At 39.5% G+C, this 19633-nt stretch carries 11 protein-coding genes; all 11 read right to left on the reverse strand.

The annotated features are described in order from the left end of the window. Nucleotides 1–3: 3 nt before the first annotated feature. Complete coding sequence (locus GGR07_RS04390) at nt 4–1434, reverse strand: sialate O-acetylesterase (protein WP_021644828.1); 1431 nt, start codon at nt 1432–1434, stop codon at nt 4–6. Further along, nucleotides 1434–4109, reverse strand: coding sequence for a calcineurin-like phosphoesterase C-terminal domain-containing protein (locus GGR07_RS04395; RefSeq protein WP_021644827.1), 2676 nt, complete (start codon nt 4107–4109; stop codon nt 1434–1436). The genes GGR07_RS04390 and GGR07_RS04395 overlap by 1 nt, the downstream gene beginning before the upstream one ends. 34 nt (nt 4110–4143) lie before the next feature. Next, on the reverse strand, nt 4144–5475 hold the full coding sequence (locus GGR07_RS04400) for an alpha amylase family protein (RefSeq protein ID WP_034542347.1): 1332 nt from the start codon (nt 5473–5475) through the stop codon (nt 4144–4146). A 79-nt stretch (nt 5476–5554) separates the two neighbouring features. After that, nucleotides 5555–6913 (reverse strand): alpha amylase family protein, encoded by a 1359-nt coding sequence (locus GGR07_RS04405; RefSeq protein ID WP_051322486.1) that lies wholly within the window; start codon nt 6911–6913, stop codon nt 5555–5557. Nucleotides 6914–7007: 94 nt separating this feature from the next. Next, nucleotides 7008–8693 (reverse strand): DUF5018 domain-containing protein, encoded by a 1686-nt coding sequence (locus GGR07_RS04410; RefSeq protein ID WP_034542449.1) that lies wholly within the window; start codon nt 8691–8693, stop codon nt 7008–7010. 16 nt (nt 8694–8709) lie between these two features. After that, nucleotides 8710–10329 (reverse strand): RagB/SusD family nutrient uptake outer membrane protein, encoded by a 1620-nt coding sequence (locus GGR07_RS04415; RefSeq protein ID WP_021644823.1) that lies wholly within the window; start codon nt 10327–10329, stop codon nt 8710–8712. Between the two features lie 11 nt (nt 10330–10340). Further along, nucleotides 10341–13490: a SusC/RagA family TonB-linked outer membrane protein gene (locus GGR07_RS04420; protein WP_034542349.1), complete on the reverse strand. Its 3150-nt coding sequence runs from the start codon at nt 13488–13490 to the stop codon at nt 10341–10343. A 22-nt stretch (nt 13491–13512) separates the two neighbouring features. Beyond that, complete coding sequence (locus tag GGR07_RS04425) at nt 13513–14589, reverse strand: DUF4434 domain-containing protein (RefSeq protein WP_034542350.1); 1077 nt, start codon at nt 14587–14589, stop codon at nt 13513–13515. 136 nt (nt 14590–14725) lie between these two features. Beyond that, complete coding sequence (locus GGR07_RS04430) at nt 14726–16147, reverse strand: sugar porter family MFS transporter (protein WP_034542352.1); 1422 nt, start codon at nt 16145–16147, stop codon at nt 14726–14728. Nucleotides 16148–16151: 4 nt separating this feature from the next. Continuing rightward, the gene (locus GGR07_RS04435) at nt 16152–17258 is read right to left on the reverse strand and encodes a DUF4434 domain-containing protein (RefSeq protein ID WP_034542353.1); all 1107 of its coding nucleotides are present in this window, start codon (nt 17256–17258) and stop codon (nt 16152–16154) included. A 46-nt stretch (nt 17259–17304) separates the two neighbouring features. Continuing rightward, on the reverse strand, nt 17305–19185 hold the full coding sequence (locus GGR07_RS04440; RefSeq protein WP_034542355.1) for an FAD-dependent oxidoreductase: 1881 nt from the start codon (nt 19183–19185) through the stop codon (nt 17305–17307). Between the last annotated feature and the right edge of the window lie 448 nt (nt 19186–19633).

The raw sequence follows: 19633 nt of genomic DNA on the forward strand, positions 1-19633 counted from the left end.
AATCTATTTCTTTGACTGTACTACAATTCGAAAAGGAGAGGCAGGAAGCTCTGCATTATTACAAAGATTTCCTTCCATATAGTTTCGAAAACAATAACGTACTTCAGTTGGCTGAGAAACTGAGTCGTTCCAGACTTTTACACGCGCAGAGCCGTTAATCACCTCCGCTTTTGCCGGCAAAATCTTTCCGTAATTATCTACTATCTCAAATCCTTTTAAACATTGATTCTCCGGAATAAGTCCCTGGCTTCCGTGCTCAAAAGTGATTTCTACCACATTTCCTTTCAATATGTGACTCTTATATAAAGGTCCCGAATACAGAAACCCCTCGTGCCCGTAGGTCTTAGCCAAGGCCCAATAAGCCAAACGTTCTCCGACTTTAATCTTATGAGGAGGGTGTATAAACTTCTCACTGCCGGCATCCGTAGTCGTAACCATTCCTACATTAGAAACTTCGGCCATCAACTCCAACTGACATTGGCGAAACCAGGCCCACCCGAAGTTGTCTTTCCCGTCAGACTGCCAAGGAGCAATTTGCACATAATAGAAAGGCATATCCGGATTCTGAAAGAATCGCCTCCATTGATTGACCATAGCGGGGAAAAGTTTTCTGTACAGTTCAGGAGCAGAGGAATTAGCTTCTCCCTGATACCAGATAACACCTTTAACAGAAAAACCCTTCCAAGGATGAACCATCGCATTCCATAACAAAGTAGGTGTTCCTGCCGGCCATTCAAATTCAGTTTGCGTTTGGTCGGGAAGTCTTACTTCTGAAAAATGCAGTAAAGTATTCCGGTCCATCCAAGCTTCTATCTTTGAAGCGCTCCAGGAAGAATGAATCAACCCCACAGGAACGTTAAGCGAACGTTGCAGTAAATCGCCAAAGAAATAAGCAACTGCACTAAAATCTCCAACTTCTTTTGGAGATAATTCTGTCCAAGAACCTGTTACATCTTCTTTCGCAGAAGTACTCAAATCGCGCTTAACCGTGAACAGACGCAAATGTCTTGTTCGATCGGCAGAAACAATGTGAGATTGAGAACCGTAAACGGGTTGACCGCGAAACCCTCTGACCGGCATTTCCATATTCGACTGACCGGAACAGAACCAGACCTCTCCTATCAGAATATTATTAAGAATGAACTCTTCTCCATCAAAAAAACGAATAGAGTATGGGCCACCAGCTGTAGGAGTAAACACCTTTGCCTTCCAATTGCCATATTCGTCACTTATAGTCGAAATCTTATGCCTGTCCCAAGAAACTTCAATCGTAATTTCTTTATTGGGCATGGCCTTTCCTTGAAAAAGGACCTCTGATTGTTGTTGCAATACCATATTATCTCCCCAAATGGAAGGCAGATAAACCTTGGCCTGGACTTCTATTAAAGGAAGAAAAAGGCAAATAATCCATAATTTACATAAAACAGCTTTCATTATTTCGTATTTAAAATGGTTTGTCGATACACATTACCGAAGCGATCTGTTACTCGAACTTCAATCTCGGCCCGCAGATTTCGAGGAGTTACACGAAACATGTGGTGTGTAGGAACTGCCGAAATCCAACTTTGCATGATTCCCTTTTTATCCTGGCACACCTTCTGAGCATATGGGTCAACGCCTTTGTACTGATGCATCTCTCCCATCAACTGCCCATTTTCCAGCCATTCCACTTTCCAATCCTTATCCCAATTCCAAACATTGACTATAATATCCTTAGGAAACTCTTTGGAAGAACCCATCGGATAAGCGCGAAACTGATATTCTTTCGGATGACCTGCACTTTTATAATACCATTGTACCTTGTTCCCATTTACTTCATACACTCCATATCCTTGAGGAGTTCCGTCTATACACACATCAGCATGCCACCAAATTCCGCATACAGCTCCCGTATTGTGCTCCATATGGCGGTCATTAAATACAACATTGGAATTAGAATGCAGATGTCCGGTAAGAAAATGTGTTTCATAACCCTCCAGCAATTTGAATAAAGGTTTCGCATTGATAGTCTCACCGGCGAGCAAAGCATAATCATAATTAAAAGGTCTTTCTTTCTCAGTGATACGAATTGGAATATGCGTAACCAAAAAAATCAGCGTGCCTTTGGGAACATATGATAAATCTTCTTTGATCCACTTCAAAGTCTTTTCATCTATATACCCGATATAAAAGTGATCACGCCCGACATAAAAGCTATTATTGATTACAATATAATGCGCTCTTCCTTTATTAAAAGAATAGCGAGTCGGGCCGAAGTAGCCTTCAAAAGTATGATAAGACGTCTCATGGCTTCGGCCTCCATAATTCATATCATGATTGCCTATAGCTCTATATATAGGTAATCGCAGTTTCTCTACCCTTTCAATATAACTCGAGAAAAATGCTTCGGGAGTATCCCAAAAGAGATCTCCGCAATTAAGCCCAAAGACATCCTGATTCGAACAACCATCGATCAAAGATTTATAGTCTTCCAAAATCGGAGTATACAAATCCCAGTGTTCTTTTAATCCGGCCTGTACATCGGCCTCCACAACGAACAAATGCCTATCATCATTCAACGGATTTTTTTTCAATCGAAAATTATATTCAGTGGATTTATTCACATTAATCTCTTCATAAAATCTCGGAATAGTTTGACTGCATTCTGTCAAATAACCGGCAGGAGTGGAAATATACACAAAGCGGGTATCTCCTAAATTCGGAAGTTGAAAAAAACCATTCCGGTCCGTTGTTACACAACGCAGACCATCTGTCACAACAACATTAGAAATTCCTTTTCCATCACATGTAACCGTACCTTTAAGTATTCGAACCTCATCTTGGTTTTCCCTATTCAATGCTTCTTTCAGTTCATTCCACCAATTATTTCGTATGATATGAACAATATCAAAAATCATTACCCCATCCGACTCTTTCAAGTTCATGCGTACAGCTTTCTGAAACTGAGCCGCGTCCATTTTATAATCTTCCACATAAAGGCCTCCATATACAGGTGTGGCATCTTTCAACAAATATTTGGAGTACCTGCATCCTCCCTCTACACAAAGATAATCTCCGCTGGAAAAGCCGCTATCTGTTTCATTCTTATGCTTTCCGGAAGATTTGTAATACTCATCCAACGTAACGTTCCAGTAATAATTGCCATTAGTATAGAAATCTATCAGTTCAGCATAGCCGTAATTCTTATATTCAGGAGTGGCCCAATCAAAATCTTGGCTGGCATCATAATTCCGGCTTGCCCAATTAACCCCTACTTCAAAATAAGTGGGATACCAAGCACCCGTATATGAGCCCAGCATACAGTCGGGTCTTATTTTCTTTATGGAAGCACGAACATTTTTTACAAAATTATAAATGATCGAGGCCCGCCAAGCCAGCCATTGACGGTAATAAACACCTTCTTTTCTATATACTTCTCCTTTATCATCAACCTTCCATTCAAAGATATCCTCCGGAAATCGTTCTAATTTCTTTCCTATAAACTTCTCAAACATCTTTCTCGACTCAGGAGAAAAATCAGACTCGATACAATCGTAACGAGTACGATCGAGCATAATGCCATTGAAAGCATAATTGCGGACAACCTCTTTAATTATATCGATTTCATATTGCTGTACTTCTTTCAGTGCCGGATTTAAAAACATAGTTGCTTTCTCTTTTATTTCGGTAACCGGAATTAATCCTCTTTTGGCAATATAATTGACAGACTGCCACTTTTTATGTTTATCGTAAATAGCGCCTCGCTTGAGGATATTCTGTCCGTCAGCAAAAATATTCATGCCTGCAAAAATAACCATCTTATATTCATGGGCCACTTGTATAAAAGTGTTTATAAAATCAAAATCAGGCCGTTTGAAGTTTTTCCATTCCTTTTTTTGTGCGGCATACTTGCTGGGATATAATACTTCTCCTGTATTCCCCTTAATATCCAGAACAAGATGGGTGATACCCACATCATGGCATTTTTCCACATAGTAGCGAATAGAATCGGGATAACTGAACCTTTCGAAGTTCGCCGAGCAGTCCAACCACATGATTTTGGGTTTCCCTGCGGCAAATGCAGAAATTCCGATGCAGTACCAAAGAAACAAAACTAAACTCTTTTTCATACTTGTATTCTTACTAATTATTTCTTAGTTAATTCTACCTCAAAGCTCCTCCGGCCCTCATTCCATGTTCCACTTCTTTCCATAATCCCTTGCGGATAATATGTACTATATCAAATACCATCAATCCATCCGAGGCTTTCAAGTTCATTTCTATTGTTTTTGAGAGTTTCGGGGGATCATCATAAAATTGATCTACTAGAATTCCTCCAATAAATTTATTCTCTCCCAATATTTCACGTAAGTGCAGACAAGAGCCTTCGACACAATACCAAATTCCAGATTGCGCCTTTGAATCTGTTTCGTTCCAAACCGTTCTTTTCGTTTTCTTGTACTCCTCAATTGTTATATCTGTATAATAGTTTCCCGTAACATATAAATCTATCAATTCAGCATAACCATACCTCTTATATTCGGGAGTAGCCCAATCAAAATCTTTGTTCGGATCGTATTGATTGCTTGCAAAATTAACACCGACTTCATAATAAGAAGGATACCAAGCACCGGTATAAGTTCCAAATGCAATGTTCGGGTTAATGGACTTCACCTCTTTACGTGCGCGAACCATAAAATCATAAATATTCTTTGTTCGCCATTCAATCCACTTCAGAAAGAGTTTCCCTCTCTCAGGATAATATTTTTTATTTTCATCCTGCCTCCACTCAAAGATATCTTCCGGATATTTTTCAACCCTCTGCCCTATATATTCTTCAAACTTTTTACGAGAAAGAAAAGAAAAATCGGCAGAAATTCCGTCATAACGAACTCTATCCAACATTAACCCGTCCAGACTTGGATATTTTTTGACCAAATCTTTCAAAACGTTCAAAATATGTGTTTGAAATTCTTCATTAATAGGATTTACCATTGCCGAATACTTTTTCTTCTGAGTCGTAATAGCAACAATACCTTCAGGAGTATAGAGCGTGGAACTCCATTCGGGATGGGTAGAATACACTAACCCGCGATCAAAATAATTATGTCCTGCTACAAAGACGTTGAGTGAAGCATAAACCTGCAGGCCTAACTCATGGGCTTTTCTAAGAAAATGTCCCAAGTAATCAAAATCCGGACGTTCGAATCCTTCCCATTCACGCATTTTAGGTGCAGTCTCTGTTTCAAATAAAACTTCTCCCGTAATAGGACGCACATCAACAACAGCATGAGTAAAGCCTAAAGACTTCACCTTGGTCAAATAATAATCGATCGAGTCAGGATTGCTGAATCTTTCGAAGTTTGCTTCCGCGTCAAACCACATCAGAGCCGGCTTATTCGTTTCACCAACTATTTGTTTTCCTCTCGTTTTGCATGCACTTAAAACAAAAACAAGCATTGTTATTAATAAAAGTGGTAATGTTATTTTTCTCATATTTCGCATTGAACTTTCTTAAAAACCATTCTTATAACGACGTCTAAATATTTTCAGTACTCCTATCGTATATCAAAACTCACTTTATAGCAAGTTCGATTCCTTTTTTGGCATATTGCCATTGTAGCTGTTTTTTCAGATGAATCATATCAAACAGAAAATAACCGTCACAAGCATCCATACAAGCTTTGACAGATTCAACAATCGCCTGATTCTCTTGTTCTTGAGTCGCTTTATTTTCAGGATCCCAATTACCGACATCAGGCCCTCCCGCTACAATAGAGCATTCACTCTTTATTTTAGCTTTTGCAAGTGAGCAGAAGCCTTGCATAGTCCATTCGGTAGTTCCGTAAACTCTCAGTGGAGAAGCATAAGCGCCTATTAAAATCTGATCCATGATTGCAGCATAACCGTAATTCTTATATTTAGATGTTGCCCAATTATAAAACTGAGAAGTATCATAAGTAGAAGCTGCCCAATTAACTCCAACTTCATAATAGGTGCTGTACCAACCACCGACATAGACTCCAAATTTGATTTTTGAATTCACACTCTTCACTGCATTGGATGCTTTTTGCATGAAGTCGTAAATCACTTTAGTTCGAAATTCCAACCATTTGGTAAGATACTTGGGATATTGAGCAGGCAATCTCTTAGTTCCCGGTAGCAATATCTCATCCGGATAGTTTTGAATCCGGATGCCTCCCATATAGGCCTCAAATTGCTTACGAGAATAATCGGAAAAGTCGGATTGCAAATTCAGATAACGCCCTCTATCCAGAAAAATGCCATCTAAATCATATTTAGCAAGATCTCTGAGCAGATTACATAAAAACTGCTGCACATCGGGGTGTGCAGGATTAAAAAACTTATCCTTTTCTCCCGTATCCATTATGTTTATAATGCCTGTCCCAGTATTAAGTTGTGTAGCCCAACCTTTTTTAGATGGATCTCTATGAAGTAATCCGGTTCCGCCATCTATGGAATTTCCTCCGATAAACGTATTGATAGCTGCATGTACACGAAGTTTCTGCTTACGCGCTTCGTCGATAAATGCCTGCAAATAATCCCATGTGGCATTCCTTTCTATCTTCGTATAGCGTCCGTTGACCCATGCATAAAGGAATCTTACTTGATCTACTATGCTTGTTTTGAAAAGTACATCTCCGGTAGTAGGGCGTACATCAACGACAACATCTGTGAACCCGGCATCTTTGGCTAATGCCAAATCACGGGCTATATTCTCTTTATTGTCGGCAAAGTCAGGGAAGTTAGCAGCTGCATCTATCCAAATATAACGTGGTTTTGCAACATTTGGATTTTCCGAGGGGTTTCCTGAACTCCCTCCATTCGTATTTCCCCAATAATCTTTTGGATTCCCTTTTCCACATCCTATAAAAAAACAAATGAATATGAATATCCCAAATCTAAGTTTCATCGTAACATCCCTCTCTTTTATCATTTTAAGATGACAGATAGAGCCCATGACCGAAATAAGGCATGGGCCCTATATTTAAAAACAATTATTCGAATCACATATCAATACAGTCGCAACGCACACAGCCTACATACCCATTTGTAAACATGAAATAAATATACAGATAGTAGCCGTTATCGGAAACCTTGAATGCTACATCACCCGTTCCATTACCATTCACGTTACCTAATGCTTTAGCACCGTAATTTCCATTGATACCTAATCCATCATCACCGAAATTAATTGGTTGATTAGTCAAAGAGTTACCAGATAAATCAAATAAGTAAATAGAGTCGTCTTTACCCCATGTAAAACTATTTATAGAGTTTGAAACAGCGAATCGAGATTTATTAAATACAGTATAATCTACCGCATTTTGAATCCAATTTGAACTAATATCAGGTCCTTTATACTTAATCGTATTTGTTTTCCCATCGAACCAACAGAAATTTCGTGGTGTCGTATAGAATGCCGCATAATAATCGCTTGTAGGATCGGTTGGATCAGAATAAATTACATCAGCATTAATTTTCCAATTACCCAAACCTTGAGCTGCAACCTTTTCCGGAGTTTGTGATCGCAAAGCACCTCCAACCACCTGCCAGCGTGAAAACTCACCCTGAGTATTATAATGTGGAGCTGTAATAATAGCATTCTCATTTAAGCTTCCTACTACTGACAATTTACGCCCCATGGCAATTCCTGTTTCGTATTCGATATACTTTTCGGGTATTCCGTTCACACCGTTTACTCTCCATACGATGAATGTAGGTTTCTCTTTAGGACCCGCATTAGGAGCCAAGTTTGTAAACAGAATATTATCCTCATCATCGGCTGTTATATAGAAGTTTGTCAAACTTCCAGCAAATAAACTGATATCAATATGTCCGACATTCTCTCCAGTTTCACCATTCAAATAAATAGCTTTACTATTACCACGATCATTAATTACTACATGCTCTCTTGTCACTGCAAATCCTGTAGCCATGTTCGAGCTTGTAATTCCTATATCAGTAAGCTTTTTGGCCCATAACAATTTGGCACTATTGGTGCGCAATCCCGCAGCAAGCTTTTTCGGAACCTCTTTTTTAACAGTATATACTGCCTTATCCGTACCGTTTTGAGCGGTCACAGTTAACTTTTGTTCCTGATCATAATTCAGCGCCTGTTTTGCCGGATCAGGAGTAATAGTAGCTCCATGTGAAATTGCGACATCTGCTATGTTTTCCCCTATATTATCCGCTGAGATTAAAGATATGGTTTTTGTCTCTTCATTAATGATACCGGACAGGTTTAGTGCTTTCAACTCAAATCTGGTAATTGCACACTGATCGCTTTTACGAATTTCTGCGATTATTTTATATTCAGCTACCTTTCCGCTTTGCTCTTTTACAGTAATAAAATTATCTTTCGTGAAATCTAAAAAGAGTAAAGAAGGAGAGATGTATACGTTATTATCTAAATCAGCGATTACTCTCATTTTTTTCAATGCAGACTTTTCCAACACATTATCTGAAAAACGAGGATAATTGTACGGAAATACAACTGTAATTACATGATTCTGATAATCGATTTCGCTTGTAAAACGATTCTCATCTCTATCATCATCAGGGAAAGATGCAATCAGGTTATTAATTCCGTTCCTTTCCACATTCGGTTTAAATTCTTCCGGACTATGGCATGCGCTCATTCCTATGAGTAGCGCAATGACAGAAGTGACTGATAATATTTTATTTTTCATTGCGTGATTTTTTAAATTATTTCCATTCATCATATTGCTCAATTAGCGAGTTATTCTTCAGCTCAGAAGTTGGTACAGGAAGAACGTAAAGTTTTTTAGGGAATTTGCGGTCCTGACCATCGCAATCAATATATTCGTATGTCCCATTTGTTATTTTAATACCGTGACAACGATAATTATTATATTCTATATGAGCCAGCTTCCAACGTCGCATATCCCAAAATAAATGTCCTTCATATGCCAACTCTATTTTACGTTCGTTCCGATAATCTTTGAACCAAGCTTCTCCAGTAGATAATTTAGCAGGTAAATCAACTCCCTTACGTCCACGAACACGGTTCATTAAACTTTGTGCTTCTCCGCCTTTATTGAGCCGATAGGCAGCTTCTGCTTTATTTAGCAAAACCTCTGCAAAACGAATTTCTACCCAAGGTTGAGAGCTCTTTGTACCTTTTATATCTATGAGTTTTTCATCTAATAATTTCCGTAAAAAATAGCCGGTAGTTGTTTTTCCGTAAGAATACGACTGTTCTCTATAAGGCATAAAAGCTCCATTTGTGCCTCCTACGCTGCAATCCATCTTTTTTCCTTTCCAAGTGCTTCCAGCATAAATAACCGTAGCCGCAAAGCGAGGTTCCAATTCATCATACGGTGGGACCTCTGTGGTTATGCCATGCCACTTGCTCCAATCCACTTTCTTTCCGTCTTTCGTTTCATACGATTCCACCATTTCTTGAGTCGGCGTTCCCAAAGCCCCAAAATCATAGCCATCACATTGCGGTACATAGAATTGATCGAAAGTATGATTCGGCCCACTGTCTTTGTTGTAGTCGAATTCCAGTATCGCCTCTTTATTGTTTCCCTTCCATGCATTAGCGTAGCCTTCCACCAAATCATACAACTCCAGCTTTTCTACTTCACTCGCAGCATCATATGCATCTTGCCAGCGTTCTGCATATAACATAGCCCGTGATTTCAGTGCATATGCAGCACCTTTTGTCACACGACCTTTTTCTTGCGCTCCCCACTCTTTAGGTAAATTTTGTGCAGCAAAATCTAAATCATCAGCAATAAAATTCCAAGTATCATTTGCTGAACTTCTTTCCTTATCATTAGACGTAGGTAATTTATCATATAGTATTACTCCTCCATGCCGCTTCGCCAGTTGGAAATATAAAAAGGCACGAAAAAAGCGGGCTTGTGCTTCCCATCTTACATTCTTTTCTTCGGGAAATGCGGAATATTTCTTCTGCATCTCCAAAAACTGATTAATCTGGCGAATACTTCCATAAGCCAAACTTTCTGTCCATATATTATAACGACAGCCATCAGGACTGATTACATCCGGATTAGTAACATAATTATTAGGATGCCCTGCCCGGTCTCCCAATGCCACAGAGCCATATTTAAATGTTTCTGTCAAACTTTCTGTTAAACTACCACTAAATTGAGCGTCTCCAAAAGGGCCATATTTATGCAGATAAGTATAAAAAGCATTCACGTTTTTATTCACATACTCTTCATCTTGCCAGACGATTTCATCACTTATATTCTCTGTTTGTTCTACACCATCCAGCCAATTATTACATGAACTTATCATAAAGCTCAATACGAACAATGATATAATCTTTTTCATATTTTTTCGTTTTAGAATGTTAACTTTACCCCCATCGTATAAGTTCTTTGCTGGGGATAGTATCCGTTGTTTACTGCGGGTGATTCCGGATCAATATTATACTTGATTAGGCTGCTCAGAGTAAACAAATTGTATCCTTCCACATACAACCTCAATGCTTGTATGCCTGTTGAATATAACCATTTTTTAGGGAAATTATATCCTAACTGCGCTGTTTTCAAGCGTAAATAATCACCTTTCCTATACCAGAAAGTAGAGGAAAAACCATTATTATTACTTGGTCCGGCAATCTCTAAACGAGGGAATTCTGCATTACGATTTTCCGGAGTCCATGAGTTCTCCACTAGAAAAGTCGGAGAATTTCCGCCATGATAAAATGGCTTTGTGAAAGATGTATTATCTTGCACTCCTTCAGAACCTGTAGCGGTATATTGTCCCGTCAATGCTACAACACTATTCAACCCCCAAGAAAAAAGTAAGTCCAAATCGAATCCTCTCCAATTACCAAAAAGATTCAATGAGCCAGTGTGGGTGGGAGTAGAACTTTTGCCTACATATCCCTGATCTTGAGCTGCTGTTATGATACCGTCACCATTTCTATCGACATATTTAATATAGCCGGGAAGGGCTTTATAACCTCTAACTGTGGCAGAATTTGCTATTTCTTCATCTGACTGAAACAATCCATCAGCAATAAACCCATATTTTGCTCCGATCTGTTTACCCGTAGCCCTTTGATATTCCGGAGAATTGTCAGAATCACCGGCATACTTGAGCCAGCGACCATACGCATACGACCAAATCAATTTAGCTCCATAATTAAAATCTCTAATATTATTATGGTGAGTTAAAGTAATTTCATAGCCTTTATAGTCACATTTGTTCGAATTTGCATATTGATAATAATATCCTCCTCTTGACGGAGAAAATGAACCGGTTACTCCTGACAACTTATCGAATTCATATTTATAAAAAACATCTATTTCTGCTCCTAATAAACCATTCCACAAAGTTGCGTCAACTCCCAAGTTGTAATTTAAGCATTCAGACCATTTCAAGTATGGATTTCCTAAAACAGAAGCGTACAGCATTGACTGGCTACTTCCTCCCAATATAATCGCATTTTTTGATAAATTCATCAAATTTCTCCATTGAAAAGGCTTTAAATTACTTGTTGCCGTTTTTCCTGCACCGATTCTAAACTTAAGATTATTTATAACCGAAGAGACGTTAAACCAATCTTCTTTATTAATTCTCCAACCAACAGATATACCCGGTAATGTTATCCAACGTTTATTCATTCCACCGAACAAATAACTACCATCGTAACGCAAGGATGCTTCCAAATAATATTTATCATCATAATTATAATTCAAACGTCCCACAAAACCTGCGACACGCCTATGGCCACTATAACCACCTATGCCCGGATATTTTTCAGATCCGTCTCCCGTCCGATTTGTTATTTTATTAAGTTCATCCAATTGAATAAAGTCTAATCCATATCCGGTTGCACTCAAAGCATTACTCTTGTTCTCACGAGTCTCTGCCAATAACAAGCCTCCAACTGAATGTTTGTCGAACTTATTATTATAGACAATACTTGTTTGTGTAGTAAATGCATACCCGCGAGAAGCAGCCTCACTCAAGCTTATAGTGTTGCCTACGGCATCATAGCCTTTATGATAAGTTAACTCCGAAGAGTCTGCCGTAGGAAGATTCATTATCATCACGTCATAAGGATTATTTAATATCTTACTAAAAGTAAAGGTCAGATCATAAGCACCTTGAAACTTAAAACTCAAACCTTTTAACCAAGGAGCATCATATTGCAGAACAAAGTTGGATTGAAAATAAGAATAATTAGATCTACTATATCCTGATTCATTAATAGACGCCAATGGTGCTACCGGAGAAGAAGCTGTTGGTGTAGAGACATTATAACGTTTCCCTTGATATTCGTAAGTGTCAGGCACATAAGGCAAAGCTCTAATGATTTGCTGCGGCACATTATGCCAATCGTTCGGATTAGCAGAATAGCGCGGAGCATTTCTTTTTTCAACACGTCCGGAGACACCTAACTGAAAAGTCAAACTCTTAGTCAACTTAGCATCAATATTAGAGCGAAGATTCAATCGCTCATAATTATAGTTGTCGATATTTCCGTTTTCTTTTAAATAACCTATGGAAGCGAAAAACTTAATCCTTTCACTACCACCGGTAGCTGATATATTATGGTGAGTCCGGGTACCTGTCCCATAAATCTTATCATACCAGTTAGTGTTTCCCCAACCGTCTTTGCCTTCTCTCATTTTTTGTACCATCTTATTAGTAAAAACAATAGGATCGCCCTGCAATTCACGGGCCTTATTATACCAATAAGCATATCCCGGTCCGTCCAACCATTGTTGTTGAGCAGCATTTTGACTGATACCTACGGTTCCGGTATATGTGATAGACATTTTATCTACTTGTCCTTTCTTGGTGGTCACGATAAACGCCCCACTTGCATCAAGGCCGTATACTGCCACGGCAGAAGCATCCTTTAGAATAGAAACAGATTCTATTACATTCGGGTCTAATCCATTAAAGTCGGCAGAAGTGCGCCGGATTCCGTCAATTACATAAATTATACCGTCTTGTCCACGCATGGTTAAAGCAGCATTATCCGATCCGGGCTGTCCGCTGGACTGCACGGCAGCTACTCCCGCAATGCGCGATCCTACAATATTACTGATACTCATTGTCGGAGCTTTCAGTAATTCTTTATCAGACACGGTAGATACAGCTCCGGTAATACTGCCTCGTTTTTGTGTTCCGTATCCCACAACTACAATCTCATCCAAAGAAGCCACATCATCTTTCATTTTAACCGAAACGGAACTACGCCCATTTACTCTAACTTCTTGGGTAGTCATTCCAATGTAAGAAAAGATTAATATATCTTTATCTTTAGCGTTAATACTGTACTTACCATTAATATCTGTAACAGTACCTATCGTAGTACCTTTCACAGCCACAGAAACTCCGGGCAACGGTTCATCATTACCATCGGTTACAGTCCCTTTTATCACATTTTGTGCAGAGATATTAATGCTACACATAAATGCGATAATCAATGAGGTTATAAACCTCGCATTCCATCTGATTCTTTTTTTCATTGCATTATAATATTAGATAGGTTTATTGTATAAAATGTTCACAATATCTGTTGTATAGATGCCCCGCTTGTAAATATGCAGAATTTGGACTCATAAAGTGAGAAAACTCAAACGTTATTGCATTTTCCATTCCTGCTTTTCTTGCGGCCTCCAATTTCAAAAGTAGTTTTTCCCATTTGATGGGTAAAAAGCGAATTGGCATATCTCGGTCGAAAGATTCAATATTGGTCCAGCACCTCATGCCATATTTATCAGCCAGTTTTTTATTGACAAGCAAATAGTCATATAATTCATGGTAGTCAACTTGGCCGTCTTGAAATGCAAGAATATCAACAGCTCCTTTTACATTATGCAAAATTTCATCCCATTCTTCCTCATGTTCTTTTACAGACAATGCTTTGTCACCTGCCATGACTTGATCCGTTTTTATTCCATGAATATAAGGAGAAACCAACGTGGTCAGATTACCGGATACCGCTTTGGCATGTTTACCAACCTCCGCATATATTTTTGACATGTTTTTAGTGCGCCGACTTATCTCCTGCGACAAGTACCACCCCTTAAATGATTTATGGTGACCGTATTTCTTCCAGACCTCATCGATGAGATACATATTCAGATCTATTTCTTTCTGAAACAACCCCTCTTGCCAATACTTTCCAGAATCATACATTCCAAAGTAAAATGCCATATCATATTTATCAGATAGCGTCAGAAACATTTCGACCAAATCGACAGGCGGATAATATACGGCCTCTTTCTCCAACAGCGATTTGAAAGGAGAAGCAATCCATTTCCCCAATCCGGCACGAATCAGAACAACTGTGTTAATCCCCATCTTTTTCATTGCCCTGAAATCCGTGTCCCACTCTTTTGCTCCCCAGTTCTGATGGGGAATATCCCAACTTATTTCATCTAAAAAAGTAGCTGTTATGGGCATACCTTTCATCACATGAGGTGTCGCAAACGAATCTAAAGATTCATCGCTCTTTACTCTCCTCTTATTATTAAAAGAGGAACAAGCTGTCAGAAACCTGCTTCCGACAACCAATGAACATGCTGTTGCTGCTGTTTTAAGAAAATTACGACGTCCTACCATAATTTCATTATTCAATAATTACACAGTAAACACCTTAAGAACTCTGTTTCCTGAAAAACATCATACCCTCCCATCCCTTCTCTTCCCTACTTTTACCGCTATATGGAGACAGAGAAGCATATTGTCTACAACTTGGTTAAAGCCTTATATTCTCCTGCTTCGAACGTGTCCAATAGCGTTCTATCTCTTCAAGTGACTTTCCGGCAGTTTCGGGTATCAGCTTCCATACTATAAGCATGTAAGGGACACACATAACAGCAAACAGGAAAAATGTCCCGGCGGGAGTGAGATTCTGAAGCAACCAAGGAGTGAGTTGTCCGATAAGATACGTTCCGACCCAAAGAGCAAATCCTGCGATAGACATTGCCAATCCACGCACTTTAGTGGGATACATCTCGGACAACAGCACGAAGATCACAGCGCAGATAGAGACTGCACAGCAAAATACATAAAACAAAAAGAAGGAGAGCAGAAAGAGGCTCGAAACTCCCCATGAATCGCCAAAAAGGAAATAAAGTCCTATCAGAATAAGGGAAGCGATCATTCCCGATACTCCATAATACACAAGTTGTTTACGCCCGACCTTATCTATTATAACCAAAGCCAGAATAGTAGTCAGCATATTCACGAGCCCCACAAGTACTTGATAAAACAGAGAGTCTCCGCCCGAAAGACCTGCATTTTCAAAAATAGAAGGACCGTAATACAATACGGCATTTACTCCCATGAACTGCCCCAAAATAGCAATACATACGCCAATTATAACAGCCTTGAAGATTCCGGGTCTCAGAAGAAGAGACCACTCGGATCTACTCTCCGAAGTTAAAACTGACTTTGTTTCGGATAGCTGGTGTTTTGCAAGAGACAATGAATGGTATATTCTATCTAGAATATTCAAAGCTTTGGACTCTTGCCCTTTTACTATCAACCAGCGGGGACTTTCGGGAATAAAAAAGATGATGATAAAGAATAATACCGCCGGAAGTGTCTCCATGCCAAGCATACCTCGCCATACTTCGGAGACAAATATCTTCTGCAACCAAGCCATGCTCAACCGAACGCCGCTTTCGGACCAAGCCAACAATTGATAATTGACCAAATACGCACCTAAAAAACCAACAGTCACAGCCAACTGATACAAAGAAACCAATCGCCCTCTATATTCCGCAACGGAAACCTCAGAAATATAAAGGGGTGAAACAATAGATACAATACCAATTCCTATTCCTCCGATAATGCGATAAATCACCAACTGAGTAAAATCAACGCAAAGAGCGCAGCCCAAGGCAGAAGTGGAGAATAAAACGGCAGAAATAATCATAGTGAGTTTACGTCCCAGCTTGTCACTTAAAATTCCAGCAAACAGAACACCTACAATAGACCCGACCAATGCACACCCCACATACCATCCCTGTTGTAAAGCATCCAGATGAAAGAGATTCGTAACCTGAGCAATCGTTCCTGATATGACAGCCGTATCATACCCGAACAGAAATCCCCCTAACGCGGCAACGACCGAAAGGAAGATAAGATAGCCGAAATTAACATCAGTCTTCATAGCCTTACTTTATTTCGAAATATTCTCTGTATCTGTCATATAAATGTCCTGCCTGCAAATATGCCGATTGGGGACTCATAAAGTGAGAGAACTCGAACGTTATCGCTTTATCATATCCCGCCCGTTTGGCAGCTTCCAGTTTCATCCGGAGCTTATCAAACTTAATAGGAAGAAAATTAATAGGCATATCGCGATCGAAAGATTCCGCATTAGTCCAGCATTGCATGCCATACTTATCCGCCAGTTTTTTATTTACCGAGAAAAAAGCATCTAATTCATCATAATCGATATGTCCGTCTTGAAAAGCGCACGCATCTACCACATCATGAATCCCATCGAATATCTCATTCCACTCTTTCTCGTGTTGCTGCACAGAAACAGCATCTTCATTCGTCAGTTTATTAGTACCCATAATGGCCTTTTTCCCATCAATCCAAGGAGAAATGAATGTAGGCAGTCCGTTCGAAACATCCTTACACTGTTTCCCCATGGCATGAAAAGCATCTATAGCCCCTTTAGTCTGCCGGCTGATTTCTCCACTGATATACCAGCCTCCGAAGCTCTTGTATTTTTCGCCGTACATTTTCCATACCTCGTCAATCACATACTTATTATCCTCGATTTCCCAGCTTAAATCCTTTGTATCCCAATAACGGCCGGAGTCGTACAGACCAAAATAAAACTTCATTTTATACTTCTCCGCCAATCGCAAAAACATATCCAACAAGTCGACTGATGGCATATAACAACCTTTATTCAATAAATAAGGAGAAGGATAAGTTATAAATTTACGATATCCGGAGCGAATCATGATTACCGTATCGATTCCGATTCGCTTCATGTATTGAAAATCGAGGTCCCATTCCTTCTCTCCCCAATTCTGATGAGGAATATCGTGGGAAATCTCATCCAAAAAGGTCCCCGTAATGTTTAAACCGTTCTTCTTTGGAACAATCAAACGACCATCTCCCATCCATTCTTCCGGCATCTGCTCCGGAGAAGGAATTCCGGTTTTATTACTCTCTTTAGCCAGCAACGAAGGGGCGATGAAAGCCGAAGCTCCCGCCAAAGCTGCACTCTTTAAAAAGTCTCTGCGATTATTTTCTCTCATTGTTTCCTCTTTTTTATTATATCAGCGATATTACTACTAAGCAATCTCATTCGATATATTCTCCGGTTATATTCACCTGCTTTCTATTGAAAGGATCTAAAACCTGATCGATAAGCAGTGCCATCTCTCCTCTTAGAATATCTCGTTTAGGGTTAAGATTCTGTAAACCATAATTCCGCCATATTTCATCCAAGTCGACGGTTGCATCCAAACCTTCCGTTTCGGAGATGTTCCTGACAAGTGAAACGGCTTCTTGGATGCTTAAGGTTTCTGCGCTCTTTTTCTCAAATATTTCTTTTGATTTCGGGTATATTTCAAACAAACCATCCAACTCGGAAATTAATAAAAGTGTATCCGCTCTTAGCCAAGTCTGATTGCTCCATCCTACATTTTTCCCTACTCCTTTGAGTATTCCTGTAGCCCCGATACGCTGATAAGGAATGAACTTCACATCCGAAACGGGAACATCCAAATAAGGAAGCAGGTAACCTTTCGCATGTAAAACTGCATTTTGGACTTCGCGGACAGGAACTTGTCCGATTGCGCATTTTTTCTTCACGCTCAAAGCCGCCAATGCTCCGGCTGCCTGTCCGATCTGCAGGACAACCGGTTGCAAACGTGTGGTTCCGTTAATTATATTAGAAACAGATATAGATTTTTCCGCAACGATGAGTCCTTCTACGTTAAGGGGAATCAATACTCCTAACGGAAGACCGTACGAAGGTATCGGATGAAAATAAAGATTCGGCAATTCCTCATGACCATGATAGCGGGTGTGATGGTGGTCTACCGGATAATCGCCTACTGCAATGGCAGTACGGTATAATTTTTGTTTTTGCTCATAAGGGGCTGTCACGTCATTCAGGGTAAACCTGACGAGCCCATGAATCCTGCGTGATTCCCTGTGATAAGGAATAAAAGGTAAACGGTCTGCCGTAGGATATTCGTCATCCGCCAGCCCCAACGTGTTATACCCCAGCTCGTGTTGGAGGAAGTAGACAAAGCACATTGTGTGATGCTTTGCAAGCTCCAATGCCTTGGCACGCTCTTCCGGTGTTTTTTCTATCAGATTGACGTAATAATCATTCCCCTCTATGGGCCAATTAATCATATATTTATGGTTGGGAAGTTTCCCATAAGTAATCATCATCTCCTTAGACCACAAGCGGTCGGGTTCTTTCGGTGACAAACACAGCGAGTTATCACAGGCGCAGGCAAACACTGCGGGATCATATCCTTCAGGGCGGGGAATCGTTACATCTTTCCCATAATCTTTCAGTATGGCTACATAAGTCATATCCTGCACGATATCATTCGATTTTTCAGGAGCCACATCTTCTTGTGTGTCGCTACGGCTCTCCATCCCAATGTCGTATTTCACTCCACACATCTTGGCAATATCTCCTAATTCGGTTGCATCAATCAATATCTCTGCACGGATAGTCTTCGTTTTCTGATCCTCTGTCAGTACTTCAACAATCCATTCGTTCTGCTCTTTTTTCACAGTCTTCAAAAAGGTGTTTTTCCATATGCGCAGGTTCTTTTCCGCAGCAGCCATTTCATGAAAAATATTATTGCCGACCGAAGGCTCGAAAAGGACATGGCTTACCCATCCCGTCTTGAGAGAGTCTATTCCTCCATAATAATCGGATAACCTGTCTTTAAATTCGCCCCATAATCCTGCCGGTAAATTATAGTTACCGTCCACAGCGCTGACCCCTGCCGAGGTCAACATGCCACCCAACCAAGCCGTTTCTTCGATTATCAATACATTCACCCCCATTCGGGCAGCTTGTATACCTGATGTCATGCCACTGGCGCCGCCGCCTACAACCAAGACATCTGTCCGGTTTACATCCGAACGCTTGCAAGATGTAAAAATCAAGACAAAAATAAGAATGCAAAAAAGGAAATATAGGTTTTTCATGCTTACAATAATAGGTTAACATTCTTTTTGGCTAAAACTCTGCTACAAACATAGCTATATTTATAATAAAAACAAATTATAATAAAAAAAATTATTATTAAAAGTGATATACAACATATAAAATCACTAAATAAAATTACCTATAATCAAAAACTACAAATTAAAATCCGCAAATATTATTAATATCATCCAAAAGCTACAAAAATGAGATAAACTAAAAAGATTTTGTTTTAAACAGAATAAGACAAAAATATTCATAAATCTCAAGTGAAATTCTTAGTGGAATATCATACGTGTAAAAGGTTTGTTATTCATAAAAAGATATCTCCAAAAGCGCCATTAACTTCAAAAAGCTTCTTTTTCAGGTATCTCTTTGCCTCCGGATAGCTAGAATATTATTATTTTTTCCCATACCTTAATCAAAATATAATGAACTTCTATTCCATAT

This window comes from Bacteroides pyogenes (genome assembly GCF_014196225.1).
Taxonomy (GTDB): Bacteria; Bacteroidota; Bacteroidia; order Bacteroidales; family Bacteroidaceae; genus Bacteroides; species Bacteroides pyogenes_A.

Coding starts and splice junctions, on each gene's coding strand:
- GGR07_RS04400 (WP_034542347.1), bottom strand. CDS start 5,475: ATGAGAAAAATAACATTACCACTTTTATTAATAACAATGCTTGTTTTT.
- GGR07_RS04390 (WP_021644828.1), bottom strand. CDS start 1,434: ATGAAAGCTGTTTTATGTAAATTATGGATTATTTGCCTTTTTCTTCCT.
- GGR07_RS04430 (WP_034542352.1), bottom strand. CDS start 16,147: ATGAAGACTGATGTTAATTTCGGCTATCTTATCTTCCTTTCGGTCGTT.
- GGR07_RS04410 (WP_034542449.1), bottom strand. CDS start 8,693: ATGAAAAATAAAATATTATCAGTCACTTCTGTCATTGCGCTACTCATA.
- GGR07_RS04425 (WP_034542350.1), bottom strand. CDS start 14,589: ATGGTAGGACGTCGTAATTTTCTTAAAACAGCAGCAACAGCATGTTCA.
- GGR07_RS04435 (WP_034542353.1), bottom strand. CDS start 17,258: ATGAGAGAAAATAATCGCAGAGACTTTTTAAAGAGTGCAGCTTTGGCG.
- GGR07_RS04405 (WP_051322486.1), bottom strand. CDS start 6,913: ATGAAACTTAGATTTGGGATATTCATATTCATTTGTTTTTTTATAGGA.
- GGR07_RS04420 (WP_034542349.1), bottom strand. CDS start 13,490: ATGAAAAAAAGAATCAGATGGAATGCGAGGTTTATAACCTCATTGATT.
- GGR07_RS04395 (WP_021644827.1), bottom strand. CDS start 4,109: ATGAAAAAGAGTTTAGTTTTGTTTCTTTGGTACTGCATCGGAATTTCT.
- GGR07_RS04415 (WP_021644823.1), bottom strand. CDS start 10,329: ATGAAAAAGATTATATCATTGTTCGTATTGAGCTTTATGATAAGTTCA.
- GGR07_RS04440 (WP_034542355.1), bottom strand. CDS start 19,185: ATGAAAAACCTATATTTCCTTTTTTGCATTCTTATTTTTGTCTTGATT.